Here is a 13,662-nt window from a genome sequence, read left to right on the forward strand (position 1 = left end):
CTGCTCTTGTTCCTCAACCGGATTATATATATATTGGCTGGTATTAATATCATTTTCAGCCAATTACTAAATGAGCAGTAACAGCGAACAAATTAATCAGCTCCTGAGCAAATTAGAATTGCTTTTAAAAAGACATGAAGAGTTTGCAAAAGAGATTTATAGTCTTCGAAATCAGATACTCCAATTAAAGCAGGAAAAGACAATTGTTCAGGAGGAAAAACCAATTGCTCCGGAAATCAAGGAGCCCGCCCTTCCAATCAGTATGGCTCAAAATGTAATTGAATCTTACCGCCCTCCCGCACCAGCTAACACCAGGCCTGAAGAAAAATCAGACTGGGAGAAGTTTATAGGCGAAAACCTGATCAATAAAATAGGCATTGTTATCACAGTCATCGGTGTAGCGATAGGTGCCAAATATGCCATCGATAATGAGCTCATTAGTCCGCTTACCCGTATTATTCTGGGATACCTGGTAGGTTTGGGCCTTCTTGGATTTGCTATCAAACTTAAAGCCAGGTATGAAAGTTTCAGCGCTGTTTTATTAAGCGGTGCTATGGCGGTGATGTATTTCATTACCTATACTGCGTATAGTTTGTATGAATTATTTCCCCAATTATTTGCTTTTCTGCTGATGTTGCTGTTTACTGTTTTTACGGTGGTGGCGGCTATCCATTACAATCGGCAGGTAATTGCCCTTATCGGTCTGGTGGGAGCCTATGCCGTTCCCTTTTTACTTAGCGATGGATCGGGTAAAATAGGGATACTTTTCTCCTATATGGCTATTATTAACCTGGGAATCCTGTTCATTGCAATAAAAAAATACTGGAAACCGCTTTATTTCGCAGCTTTTGGATTAACCTGGATAATTTATACAAGCTGGTTTTCATTTTTCTACGAACAGGAAAAGCAGTTTGCTTTATCGCTTCTTTTTCTTGCAATTAATTTTACCCTTTTTTACCTTACTTTCCTAGCCTATAAACTTCTGCAAAACCAAAAATTTGTTGTAAGCGATGTGTTGTTGCTGGTTTTGAACTCCTTCCTGTTTTATGGCCTGGGATATGCGATACTGGCTAACCACCACACCGGAAAGCACCTATTGGGGCTTTTCACGCTTGGTAACGCAATCATTCATTTTGTAGTGAGTGTGGTCATTTACCGAAAACAACTGGCAGACCGCACCATATTTTACCTGGTATCCGGACTGGTACTTATTTTTATCACCATCGCTATTCCCGTTCAACTGGATGGTAATTGGGTTACGTTGGTTTGGGCAGGAGAGGCCGCCTTGTTATTTTGGATAGGAAGAACCAGACAGACGCCGGTCTATGAAAAAATCTCCTATGCATTGATGCTGCTCGCATTTTTCAGTATTATTCAGGACTGGACAGTTTTCAATTATGACTTTTACAAAAGCTACTCGAATGAACGGTTTTTCCCTGTTTTTAATATCCATTTCCTGAGTTATGTACTGTTTCTTAGTGCATTTGGGTTTATCAATTTTATTCATCATAAAAAAGCATACAATCCCGCATTTGAATCTCAAAAAGAACTCGCATCTATTGTTGCTTATTTTATACCGGGTATCCTTATTCTGATTATGTACCTGGGTATTCGGGTGGAAATTAGCAATTACTGGACCCAACGCTATGTAGATTCATCGCTTGAAATAAAAACTGGTAATTCAGAGTATCTCAACTATTATTGGGACTATGATCTGGTACAGTACAAAAATGTCTGGATTATTCTTTACTCACTTGCTTTTGTTTCCATACTCGCTTTCGCTAACTTCCGCTATTTCAGAAACCGGAATTTCGGATATGTTAACCTGGTGCTCCTCCTGTTGGCGATGGTTAGTTTTCTGACCCAGGGCTTGTACGACCTGAGCGAACTGAGGGAATCCTACCTTAGCCAAAGCTTATCGGAGTTTTATAAGAGAGGGCGTTTCAATATCAGCATACGGTATATCTCTTTTGTATTTGTTGCATTCACCCTCTTTACCTGTTATAAATATATCAAACAGGATTTCATGAAACTGAATAGGAAGCCTGCATTTGATTTCCTGCTGCATGCTTCTATTGTGTGGATTGCCAGTAGTGAACTTATTAACTGGATGGATATCGCCCATTCCTCGCAATCCTATAAACTGGGGTTGAGTATTTTGTGGGGGTTGTATTCACTGTTCCTGATTGCCCTGGGTATTTGGAAGAAAAACAAACCCATGCGAATTGGTGCCATCGCTTTATTTGGCATAACACTGATCAAACTATTTACCTATGACATTGCCCACCTGGATACCATTTCTAAAACCATCGTATTTGTGTCCTTAGGAGTTTTGCTATTGGTAATATCTTTTTTATACAACAAGTACAAACATGTTATTACGGATGAATTGGAGAATTAAAGTATTGATATTGGTATTCACCCTGGGGTACCTTCCTGTTATAAGCCAGATAAATACATTTCAGTACAAAAGAGAGTTGGAGGGAATTACTTCCCATTGGCATAAAATTCAGCTTCCGGATGATATCTTTCAGAAGTTGAAGAATGACTATTCGGATATCCGGATTTATGGCCTGACTCCAAATAAAGACACGGTAGAAGCACCTTATTTAGTTCGCAAAGCAGCCGATCAAATCAGTAACCGTACTATTGATTTTAAAACCATCAATCAGGCAAGCAATGAAAACGGATTCTATTTTACGTTTGAAATCCCCACTGCTGAATCAGTAAATCAATTCCAGCTTGAATTTAAGCAACCGAATTTTGACTGGAGAATAAAGCTTGAAGGCAGTCAGAATCAGCAGGACTGGTTTACAATTGTACGCGATTACCGTATTCTTTCCATTAAAAATGAATCAATCGATTTTCAATTTACGACACTAAACTTCCCGGATTCAAAATACCGATTTCTCCGGCTTTCCATTAACAGCCCGATTCAGCCGGAATTGGTTGCTGCCAGTATTATTAACCATCAAATGGTACCCGGCAATAGCAGGAGTTACCCTTTGAAGGAATTTACTGCTATTGAGAAAAAAGACACAAAGCAAACGATTTTAGACCTGATGCTGGAGTATCCTGTTCCCGTTAGCTCCCTGGAAATCAAAGTCAAAGACAGTTTTGATTATTATCGGCCGATCACCATTCAATATCAAACCGACAGTGTTAAACTAGAAAAAGACTGGATTTATAATTACCAAACCCTGTTATCGGGCACTCTGAACTCTTTTGAAAATAAGCAATGGGAATGGGAAAGCAGGCTGGTGCAAAAACTTAAGATCATTATTGACAACCAGGATAATCAAATCTTGTCAATCGGTGGTGTTGTGCTTAAAGGATATGTGCATGAATTGTTGACTCGTTTTACCGTACCAGGAACCTATGCTTTGTATTATGGAAACAGCCATGCCTCCGGGGCCATTTATGATTTACAACACTTTAAAGATAAAGTTCCGGTGGATGCTCAGGTGCTGAATTTGGGAGCAGAACTGAGCACAATGAAAAAAGAACCCGTTACGGAACAACCTCTTTTCACCAACAAATGGTGGTTATGGATTGTGATGGGGAGTATCATCGTATTACTGGCTGGATTTACCTTCACCATGATTAAAAAAAAATAACCGTCGAGTTCAAATGAAAATTCTACCAGGCTGATCTGATTACACCTGTTCAACTTCAGCGGGGTGTGAATACCTCCAAAAACAGTATCGTCAATGAAATTGGTTGCTTTAGTTGTGCGTATAAACAAGATTCCTGAAATCACCGCCGCTACTATCTCCTGTATAAAGCCCGATTTTTCCTTTTTGATTGGGATGGATTCGGGTTACCGTTAACGAAGGATCAGCTGAATTATTAATTATAACAACCACCTGATTTTCGGTTATTTTAAGTGTCATAGTAAACCAGTCAGATGGGTTCGGTGGATTTTTTATTTCCTTTTCAAAAACTCCATTTCTTTCTTCCCGAAGTCTTTTCCAGGTATACTCCGGATGTGCTATATATTGTACCGCATGAATTCTTCGAACGGAATCTTTGGCAAGAAAATTAAATGGTCTGCAATAAACAGCTTCATAGGTTTCATTATTCTGTCCACTAAATGCGATTCCAATAAAACTTTGCTGAAATACATCCTTTCCTCTCAATTCAACCTGGATGGTGCCGGTTGTGAAATGTTCTATTGGAAGCCAGACCAGTCCTTCTCCTTTTGCTTCTGAAACCCTGATATAACCAGATTCCTTCTCTGTTTCTAAGCTTATTGACCTGTTTACTGTAATCAGTTTGTTGATATTACCCAGATGCTCTACAGTACCTTTTTCCTGAGTATAACCAGTGCTTAGAATAGCCATCAATGCGACTATGCTATATATAATTTTATGGCAGGAATAATTTTCCATTTAACTTGTATTACAATAATTAACCAATGATAAGGGAATAAATAGTTCCGGCATATTAAGGAGGAAAAAATACACTGTTAAAATTATTAAACAGGATCACTTTACCAAATATGAAATCAGAAAAAGAAAAAATGATAGCCGGTGAACTGTATGATCCATTGGATAAACAGTTGGTTGAAGATCGTATTCAGGCAAGATTGCTTTTGCAGAGATTAAATGCAAGCAGGGAAGATGAGCCTGAGCAGAGAAATGCCATTTTGAATAAATTATTTCCCAATGCTTCATCCGGGCTATGGATGCAACCTCCTTTCTATTGTGATTATGGGTATAATATGAAAATGGGAGAGCAGGTCTTTTTCAACTTTAATTGTATCGTACTGGATGTTGCCGAAGTTGCCATTGGAAGCAGAACCATGTTTGGGCCCAATGTACAAATTTATACAGCAACTCATCCATTGAATCATTTAGAAAGAAGTTCGGGAATTGAATTTGCAAAACCAATCACCATTGGTGAAGATGTATGGATTGGCGGGAGTGTTGTTATTTGTCCGGGTGTCAAAATTGGTGATCGTGCAATTATTGGGGCCGGCAGTGTAGTTACAAAAGATATCCCTGCAGATGTAATTGCAGCAGGGAATCCATGCCGTATAATCCGATCCAATGAGTAGTAGTAGGTATAAAGAGCCATGCATTGGGTAAGAAATTCGTATTGTTACAAAAAAAAATGCCCGATGAGCAATACTATTTTCAAAGCCTGGAAATCTAGCAGAAAACTATATTTAACTTTTTTTGATAAGTATTCGACCGAGCAATTGAATTATATAGCACCGGGATTTAGTAATAATCTTATCTGGAATATCGGCCATATTATCGTGGCTCAGGAATCGCTGGTTTACCGGGGCTCCGGTTTGCCCATGTCAATTTCAGAGGAGCTTATAAATTCCTACAAGCCGGGAACAAAGCCCGAACAACCAGTGTCTCAGGAAGAAGTAAATAAGCTAAAAGAACTGCTTGTTTCACAGGTTGCAAAAACCGAAGCTGATTTTCAACTGGGAGTTTTTCAAACCTATATAGAGCGGGAGACGGTAACCGGTTTCCATCTGGCATCCATTGAAGATGCGTTGGAGTTTAATAATTTCCATGAAGGCTTACACCTGGGTTATATGATGAGTATCAGGAAATTTGTTCAATAATACTTTTTTAAAACACAAAACCCGCCAATCGGCGGGTTTTGCTATAATCTGTCGATCTTGGTTGATTAACGGATGAACAACATTTCTCTGTACTTAGGCAGCGGCCAGTTGGCATCGTCTACCAGGAGTTCGAGTTTGTCAACACGGTAGCGGATAGCATCGAAGAATGGTGCTTTAACCTGACTTTCGTAGGCGATCGCTTTGGTGCGGGTATTGTCCATTGCATTGCAGATCTTACGCGCTTCAATCATTTTCTCCACCAGATCGGAGAGGATATTGATGTGCTCGCTGATTTTTTCCAGAATCTGGAACTGATTGGCATAGCTGCTTTCTTTCAGGCCAATTTCTTTCAATCCCTTGATATTGTTGATCAGGATATTCTGGTATTTGATAGATGCCGGCAATACATGGCTGGTGCAAAGCTCACCCATGATACGTGCTTCAATCTGAACATTCTTGATGTATTTCTCCAGCTCAATTTCATGACGGGCTTCCAGCTCAATATGAGAAAGTACTTCATTGCTTTCGAACAGGTGCTTGGCTTTTTCAGTTACCATTGCATCCAATGCAAGCGGAGTGGTTTTCAGGTTCGGCAATCCGCGTCTTTCAGCTTCTTTAGCCCACTCTTCGCTGTATCCGTCACCTTCGAACAATACTTTGTCGCTTGCAACAATGTATTCACGGATAACATGCATGATGGCGATTTCTTTTTTCTCCCCTTTTTCAATCAGAACGTCTACGTCTTTTTTGAACTTTTTCAGCGTATCGGCCATGATGGTGTTCACGGTAGTCATTGCATTGGCACAGTTGGCGGTTGAACCTACAGCGCGGAATTCAAACTTATTACCGGTAAATGCAAAAGGCGAAGTACGATTACGGTCGGTATTATCCAACAATAATTCAGGAATACTTCTGTGGAGATCCAATTTTAGGATGGCTTCGTCCTGCTCATCAAATTTATCACCCACGCGCTCTTTGATCTCATTCAGTACTTTGGTCAGGTACTGGCCAATGAATACAGAAATGATGGCAGGAGGGGCTTCGTTTGCACCCAAACGGTGATCATTACTTGCAGATGCAATACTGGCACGCAGCAGATCGGCATAATCATGTACCGCTTTGATACTGTTTACAAAGAAGGTCAGAAACATCAGGTTGGTCTTCGGCGTTTTTCCGGGAGCCAGCAGGTTAACACCGGTATCGGTTGACATACTCCAGTTGTTGTGTTTACCACTACCGTTGATGCCGGCAAATGGTTTCTCATGCAACAATACACGCAAACCATGTCTGCGGGCAACGCGGTTCATCACATCCATCAGGAGGGTGTTATGGTCTACCGCAACGCTCACTTCTTCAAAAATGGGAGCACACTCAAACTGAGCAGGTGCTACCTCATTGTGACGGGTTCTCAACGGAATACCCAGTTTGTATGATTCGTTTTCGAAATCACGCATGAACGCATACACACGCTCAGGAATGGATCCGAAATAATGATCTTCCAACTGCTGACCTTTTGCAGGCGCATGTCCAAATACGGTACGGCCACTCAACACCAGATCAGGACGTGCATTGAACATGCCTTCGTCAATAACAAAATATTCCTGTTCCCATCCCAGTGTTGCTGCTACGCGGCTAATATTTTTATCGAAATAATTAGCAACTTCTACTGCACTTTTATTCAACGCCTCCAAAGATTTCAACAGAGGAGCTTTATAATCCAGTGTTTCACCGGTATAGGAAACAAATATGGTTGGAACGCAAAGTGTTTTACCATCTCCGATCTCCATGATGAATGCAGGAGAAGATGGATCCCATGCAGTGTATCCGCGTGCTTCAAATGTTGCACGAATACCACCACTTGGGAAAGAAGAGGCATCCGGCTCCTGCTGAATCAGGGCTGCACCGTCAAACTCTTCAATTGCAGTACCATCACTTTTTAAGGTAAAAAAGGAGTCATGTTTTTCTGCAGTGGTTCCTGTTAATGGCTGGAACCAGTGTGTATAGTGTGTTACGCCTTTTGTTTCAGCCCACTGACGAATACCTGCAGCGATCTGATTGGCAACCGTACGGTCAATTTTTTTTCCTCCTTTAATAGAGGTTAACAGGCTTTTGTACGCCTCATCGCTCAGGAAAGCCCTGGCTTTTTGTAAGGTGAAAACGTTTTCGCCGAATAAAGCAGTGATTTTGGCTGAACCGGGACCCTTCACTTCCTTTCCCTGGCTGATGTTGTTGATAGCACTAACACGTAATGACATGAGAAATAGTTTTTAGCTGTGAATTTTTCCGTTAAAGAATAAATTTCCGCTAAGTTGCTTAAAAATTTAATAACATTCTAAGTAGGACCTAAAGATTTTTAGGAGATTATTCGTTTTTTATAAACATTGAAAAATTCATAATGTGTAAGCTGCTTGCCCAGCGCACCTATACTCAGAAACCAGACCAATAATGTTTCTGCAATAACTCTGTATCGAATCACTGCCCCGGGGAAAGGGATGGTATAACCTATTGATAGATAGAAACTTAGGCTGAAGAAAAAAAGTACCCATAAAAATGAATGGGGAACCAGATCCGGCCTGCCGGGAAATCGTTTTAAAAAAAATAGGAGGGCCAAACATATTATAAAAATATTTTGTGCAACCATTACATATTGTAAAATCCCTTTTGCATCCCAGGGATAGGGCCGCAGGAATATATTATCAAGTGCTGCCGGAAGATTTTTCAAATAACTGATGGGACTATCAGTTAATGCCGGCAGATCAATTCGGGTATTACCTTCCAAAGCAAAAAACTCCTGCTGAACCCTCCTGACTCCTTTGGGGAAATTTAGTAATCCGGGTAATAACCCGGATAAAAAAAACAAAAGCAGGGCCAGTAGCTGTATGCCAAAAAAAGCTTTTTGTTTGGACCAGTTTTTTTTAACCACCAGCCACCAGCAGGCAACCGGTACCAATAAAAGGAAGGCAAAACTTGCTTTTATGACGATCATTCCGATCCAGGCAAACAGTGCCAGCCACCAGTTGGATGAACGTCTGCCTTCTGAAAACCCAAAAAAGAGTCGTGATACAAAAAGGCTGAAAAAGAAAAACAGCAATCCATCGCTCCGGATTCCGCTAAGCCAGAATACGGCAGGGGGGTAAAGAAACAAAACAAGAAATGACCATTTTTTATAGGCAGGTAGTAGTTTGGCCAACACCTGGTAAAGCCAGAAACTCCCCCAAAAGCTCATAAAGCTAAATGCTATGACATTAATATAATAGTTGCCCTGTGAGTAAAAATTAAAAAGCCCGAGTGGTTTATTAATCAACGCTTTTTCCAGTTTCATCCTGAAATAAGAAAGCCCTTCTTTCCACCCAAAATCCCGTATATATTGGTCCAGCCAAAGATCATAGGTGAAAAACCGAAGTGGATTAATTTTCATTTGTTCCCATTCAATAAGCGTATCGTCATGGATAATCCAGGTGTCATCGCCTCCATACAGATGCAAAAACAACCATCCATAAAAACATCCAAAAGCGGTTTTGAGAAGCAATACCAATGCAATCTGGGGGGAACTTATCAACGTTCTGCTATCACGGGTTAATCGGTTCAGGAGGAAATAGAAAAAAAGAAATGCGACTAAAAAGAGAATAACTATCAACATCACTTAATCGATTTGTATTCAAATCTATACATTTGAAATATTAATCATAGTTTTTTCGTGAGAATTAGTAAAAGCCGGAAGATTGCCTTTGTTTCAAATAATGCCTGGTCAATTTATAATTTCAGATTGGATGTTATTAAAGCCCTTAGAAATGATGGCCATCAAATAATAATTATTACCCCTTTCAACTCTTATGTTGAAAAAATCACAGAACTCGGATGTGAACATATCAGCATCGATTTCGACAATAAATCCATCAATCCCATAGTCGATATCCGATTTTTTCTTAACCTGAACAAATTATACAAACGGCTTCGCCCGGATCTGATCTTTCATTATGTGGCCAAACCTAATATTTACGGAACCATGGCTGCGAAAAGAAATGGAATTGCTTCAGTAGCTATTATTACCGGATTGGGATTTGCCTTTTCCAAAAAAAACCTGCTTTATGCCATTGTTAAACTATTGTATCGCTTTTCTTTAAATGGGGCAACTGACGTATTATTTCTTAATAACGATGATGCGCAATTGTTTGCCCGCGAAAAAATTGTGCCTTTAAAAAAGATTAATGTGCTGCCAGGGGAAGGAATCAATACCACGTATTTTGCCCCATTTCCACCCAGGGAAAAAAATGAACGACTGCAGTTCCTGATGTCCTGCAGAATGTTGAAAAGTAAGGGAGTAGAAGTTTTTGTGGAAGCTTCCCGCTTATTGAAGCTGAAAGGATATGAATTTGATTCTGTTATACTTGGTTTTTTTGAAAAAAATCATCCCGATTCCATTGCTCCTGCCACGGTTGAATCCTGGCAGTTGGACGGACTGATCAACTACCTGGGTTTCAGAGAGGATGTTCGTCCTTCTCTGGCGGGCGCCGACGTGTTTGTGTTTCCATCCTTTTATAATGAAGGTGTTCCCCGCAGTTTGCTGGAAGCAGCCAGTATGGAACTTCCGATTATAACAACTCTGAATAAAGGCTGCAGAGATGTAGTGGAAGATAAGGTTAACGGGTTTCTTTGCAAAATGGAAGATCCCTTTGACCTGGCATCCAAAATGGAAGCCATGATTTTAATGGAAGAGGCTGCAAGAAAAAAAATGGGACAAAAAGGACGGCAATTGGTCATTTCAAAATTCGGAATGGGGAAAGTTATTCATGAATACCGAAGGATTGTGGCACACTTATTCTGAGTATTTATTGTTTATTAATTGCTGAAGAAATTCAGGAATACCTGAATTTTTAAGCTGGTAATCGATGGTCCATTCTGATAAATCCGGGGATGAATAGGTAAAGCGATTCAATTCTTCCCAGTTCAAAATCCCCGATCGTCCTAAAAAAAAATAAGCACCTCCATATTTTTTCTGAAAGTCCCGAATCCAGGCATAATCAGTTGTTATTATCGGCAGTCCGGCTGCAGCATAGGCGAGTAATTTGGCGGATGGTTGCTGATTCAGAGGGGTACGATCCGGCTGATAATTGATCCCAAATCTTGAAAGTTGAAGGAAATGATTCACTTCCGTTGCAGGTACCGTATCGTGGAAATGAATCCAGGAATATGCATACTTTTTTTCCAGCTCTTTTCTGCGTGGACCCAATACCAGTACTGAATGTCCTTCCAGCGGTCCGCCTGGAACAAACCAGGAAAGCCATTTTTCCGGATGACGGCTGGCTTCTGTTGTACCGGCATAAACAAAATCATATTTTTTATCAGGTAGTACTGATTGCTGTTCAGCAGGGAAATAGATGGTCGTTCGGATACCCCATGGCACATTATCTTTGAAATTCAGTCCTTTTCGGGTGTATTCATTCAGGAAAACCCGGAAATTCGGACGAACATTGAGCCATTTTTTTACCAGATCCTTAAAACCGGTAAATGGACCGATAGATCGGGAAGCATATTCATGTATCAGTATAGCAGTTGGATTGGAACGGCGGGAATGTATTCCCATAAAATGCCATTCAATATCAGGCTGTATCTGTCGAAGTTCGGCCGGAGAGCAAACCAGCGTCTGAAAACCTAATTGTTCAAAATACTGTTGATAGGCAGCTATTTCAAGCAGGATTACATTCGCTTTCTGAACAAAGGCAATGGTCATCATTCCAAACAAATCTACATCAAACAAATAAATCCCTTCCTATTTTACCGGCTCGGTCCGGTACCTTACCTTTGCGCTTTCTTACATTATCTGCCAAAAAAACATGGAAGTAACCGTAAAAACAGCCCAGCAACTTCGTTTAACCGCTGAAGAATTTGAATTGATCAAAGAAAAGCTGGGCCGCACTCCCAATTTTAATGAACTCTGTGCTTTCTCCGGCATGTGGAGTGAGCATTGCAGCTATAAGAATTCTATTAAATGGCTCAAAACCCTGCCTCGTGAAGGCGGTAAAATGCTCGTAGCTGCCGGTGAAGAGAATGCCGGATTGATGGATATGGGCGATGGTTTTGGGGTGGTTTTCAAAATTGAAAGTCATAATCACCCGTCTGCAATTGAACCCTTCCAGGGTGCAGCAACCGGAGTTGGAGGAATTCATCGCGATATCTTTACCATGGGCGCACGCCCCATTGCGGCCTTGAATTCCCTGCGATTTGGAAAATTGCAGGAAAATAAAACTCAACACCTGCTGGGCGGAGTAGTGCATGGAATAGGCCATTACGGCAACTGTTTTGGTGTGCCTACAGTTGGCGGCGAAATCTATTTTGAACAATGTTATCATACCAACCCGCTTGTGAATGCCATGAGTGTGGGGATTGTAAAAGCAGGCGGAACAGTAAGTGCAACTGCAGAAGGGAAAGGTAATCCGGTTATGTTTGTTGGTTCCGCAACAGGTAAGGATGGTATTGGCGGAGCGTCTTTTGCCTCGGCAGATATCACGGCTGAAAGTGCCGAGGAACTGCCGGCCGTACAGGTTGGTGATCCTTTTCAGGAAAAGAAATTACTGGAAGCCTGCCTGGAAGTAATTACCACCGGAGCGGTTGTGGGAATGCAGGATATGGGCGCTGCCGGAATCATTTGTTCCACTGCTGAAATGAGTGCAAAAGGTGGAGTGGGTATGCGAATTGACCTGGATAAAGTTCCAACCCGCCAGGCTAATATGAAAACCTGGGAGCTTCTTTTAAGTGAGAGTCAGGAAAGAATGTTGATGGTGGTGGAAAAAGGAAAGGAAGCACTGGTTGAAGCAATTTTTGAAAAATGGGATCTGCCCTGCTCTGTTATTGGTGAGGTTACCGATGACGGACTGTTGAATTTTTATATGGAGGGCGAACTGGAAGCCTCAATCCCGGCGGAAGTGCTTGTACTGGGCGGTGGTGCACCACAATATGACCGCGCCTATGAAACCCCGGTGTATTTTGAAAAGATAAAAGCATTTGATCCGGCTACTGTTCCACAACCGGCCGATTATAAGGCAGTAGCTGCACAATTGGTAACCATTCCTAATATCGCTTCCAAACGCTGGGTGTATGTTCAATATGACAGTATGGTAGGAGCGGGTAATACGTCTACCAATGCACCGAGTGATGCAGCGGTTGTACTGGCTAAACCTTCTGACAAAGCGTTGGCCGTTACTACAGATTGCAATAGCCGTTATGTATATGCCGATCCATATAAAGGAGCAATGATTGCAGTAGCGGAAGCTGCCCGCAATATTGTTTGTTCCGGAGCTGAACCACTGGGCGTAACCAACTGCCTCAATTTTGGGAACCCGTATGATCCTCAGGTGTATTATCAATTTGTACATGCTATCAAAGGGATGGGCGATGCCTGTCGTCGGTTCAATACCCCGGTTACAGGTGGCAACGTAAGTTTTTACAACCAGAATCCGGATGGCCCGGTTTATCCAACTCCAACTATTGGTATGGTGGGTTTGCTGGATTCTTACCAGGATCGTATGACACTGGGTTTCCGGGAAGCAGGTGATCTGATCTACCTGATTGGTAAAGCAACCAGCGATATCAACAGTTCAGAATACCTGAATAAAATTCTTGGAGTCGAATTTTCACCGGCACCTTATTTTGAACTCGGAGAAGAGGTTGCAGTACAGGCAACTGTTTTGCAACTGATACGGACTAAACAACTTGTTTCTGCGCATGATGTAAGTGAAGGCGGACTATTTATCACCTTATTGGAAAGTGGTTTTGTAAACGGATTGGGATTTGATATCAAAACAGCTTCCGATATCAGGAAAGATGCTGATTTGTTTGGAGAAGGACAAAGCAGGGTAGTAGTTTCAATAAAATCTTCCCAAAAGTCCGAATTTGAAGCTGGTTTGAAAGGAAGTGATTTTCGGCTGCTTGGTACAGTTACCAGCGGAGAGCTGATACTGGATGGTGCTTCCTGGGGATCAGTGGAAGATTGGAAAAAACAATATGACACAGCAATTGAAAAACTGCTGGCTGGTCATGAATCTGAACATGCCCTAAGTGCACTTTAATCTGTAATCCCA

General features: G+C 41.3%; 10 protein-coding genes. 6 read left to right on the forward strand and 4 right to left on the reverse strand.

Annotated elements, in window-relative coordinates; translation table 11 throughout:
- Positions 1-70 precede the first annotated feature (70 nt).
- Entirely contained in the window at positions 71-2,401 is a 2,331-nt protein-coding gene (locus B2746_RS09830; RefSeq protein ID WP_290792835.1) for a DUF2339 domain-containing protein, read from the forward strand.
- Positions 2,385-3,617: a DUF3999 family protein gene (locus tag B2746_RS09835; protein WP_290792838.1), complete on the forward strand. Its 1,233-nt coding sequence runs from the start codon at positions 2,385-2,387 to the stop codon at positions 3,615-3,617. Before B2746_RS09830 ends, B2746_RS09835 begins: the two co-directional genes overlap by 17 nt.
- 108 nt (positions 3,618-3,725) lie before the next feature.
- Here the strand turns inward: B2746_RS09835 and B2746_RS09840 are convergent, their stop codons facing one another.
- Positions 3,726-4,343: a hypothetical protein gene (locus B2746_RS09840; RefSeq protein ID WP_290792841.1), complete on the reverse strand. Its 618-nt coding sequence runs from the start codon at positions 4,341-4,343 to the stop codon at positions 3,726-3,728.
- Positions 4,344-4,501: 158 nt separating this feature from the next.
- On the opposite strand from B2746_RS09840, the gene B2746_RS09845 reads away from it, so the two are divergent.
- Together B2746_RS09845 and B2746_RS09850 are read left to right on the forward strand one after the other, a co-directional pair.
- Complete coding sequence (locus B2746_RS09845; RefSeq protein ID WP_290792843.1) at positions 4,502-5,059, forward strand: sugar O-acetyltransferase; 558 nt, start codon at positions 4,502-4,504, stop codon at positions 5,057-5,059.
- A 63-nt stretch (positions 5,060-5,122) separates the two neighbouring features.
- Positions 5,123-5,584 (forward strand): DinB family protein, encoded by a 462-nt coding sequence (locus B2746_RS09850; protein ID WP_290792846.1) that lies wholly within the window; start codon positions 5,123-5,125, stop codon positions 5,582-5,584.
- Positions 5,585-5,649: 65 nt separating this feature from the next.
- On the opposite strand, the gene B2746_RS09855 is transcribed toward B2746_RS09850, so the two are convergent.
- Positions 5,650-7,839, reverse strand: a complete 2,190-nt coding sequence (locus tag B2746_RS09855; protein WP_290792848.1) for a glutamine synthetase III — start codon at positions 7,837-7,839, stop codon at positions 5,650-5,652.
- A gap of 98 nt (positions 7,840-7,937) precedes the next feature.
- A complete protein-coding gene (locus B2746_RS09860; protein WP_290792851.1) occupies positions 7,938-9,224 on the reverse strand; it encodes a hypothetical protein in 1,287 nt (428 codons plus the stop codon).
- A 57-nt stretch (positions 9,225-9,281) separates the two neighbouring features.
- Here B2746_RS09860 and B2746_RS09865 point away from each other — a divergent pair, with 57 nt between their 5' ends.
- Entirely contained in the window at positions 9,282-10,409 is a 1,128-nt protein-coding gene (locus B2746_RS09865; RefSeq protein WP_290792854.1) for a glycosyltransferase family 4 protein, read from the forward strand.
- On the opposite strand, the gene B2746_RS09870 is transcribed toward B2746_RS09865, so the two are convergent.
- The gene (locus B2746_RS09870) at positions 10,401-11,342 is read right to left on the reverse strand and encodes a hypothetical protein (RefSeq protein ID WP_290792857.1); all 942 of its coding nucleotides are present in this window, start codon (positions 11,340-11,342) and stop codon (positions 10,401-10,403) included. The two genes, B2746_RS09865 and B2746_RS09870, sit on opposite strands and share 9 nt — an antisense overlap.
- A gap of 76 nt (positions 11,343-11,418) precedes the next feature.
- Between B2746_RS09870 and purL the strand changes: the two genes are divergently transcribed.
- Entirely contained in the window at positions 11,419-13,650 is a 2,232-nt protein-coding gene (gene purL / locus B2746_RS09875; protein ID WP_290792860.1) for a phosphoribosylformylglycinamidine synthase subunit PurL, read from the forward strand.
- The last annotated feature ends 12 nt before the right edge of the window (positions 13,651-13,662 follow it).

The organism is Flavihumibacter sp. UBA7668, assembly GCF_002483205.1.
Classification (GTDB): domain Bacteria; phylum Bacteroidota; class Bacteroidia; order Chitinophagales; family Chitinophagaceae; genus Flavihumibacter.

Coding starts and splice junctions, on each gene's coding strand:
- B2746_RS09840 (WP_290792841.1), bottom strand. CDS start 4,343: ATGGCTATTCTAAGCACTGGTTATACTCAGGAAAAAGGTACTGTAGAG.
- B2746_RS09830 (WP_290792835.1), top strand. CDS start 71: ATGAGCAGTAACAGCGAACAAATTAATCAGCTCCTGAGCAAATTAGAA.
- B2746_RS09855 (WP_290792848.1), bottom strand. CDS start 7,839: ATGTCATTACGTGTTAGTGCTATCAACAACATCAGCCAGGGAAAGGAA.
- B2746_RS09835 (WP_290792838.1), top strand. CDS start 2,385: ATGAATTGGAGAATTAAAGTATTGATATTGGTATTCACCCTGGGGTAC.
- B2746_RS09850 (WP_290792846.1), top strand. CDS start 5,123: ATGAGCAATACTATTTTCAAAGCCTGGAAATCTAGCAGAAAACTATAT.
- B2746_RS09860 (WP_290792851.1), bottom strand. CDS start 9,224: ATGTTGATAGTTATTCTCTTTTTAGTCGCATTTCTTTTTTTCTATTTC.
- purL (WP_290792860.1), top strand. CDS start 11,419: ATGGAAGTAACCGTAAAAACAGCCCAGCAACTTCGTTTAACCGCTGAA.
- B2746_RS09845 (WP_290792843.1), top strand. CDS start 4,502: ATGAAATCAGAAAAAGAAAAAATGATAGCCGGTGAACTGTATGATCCA.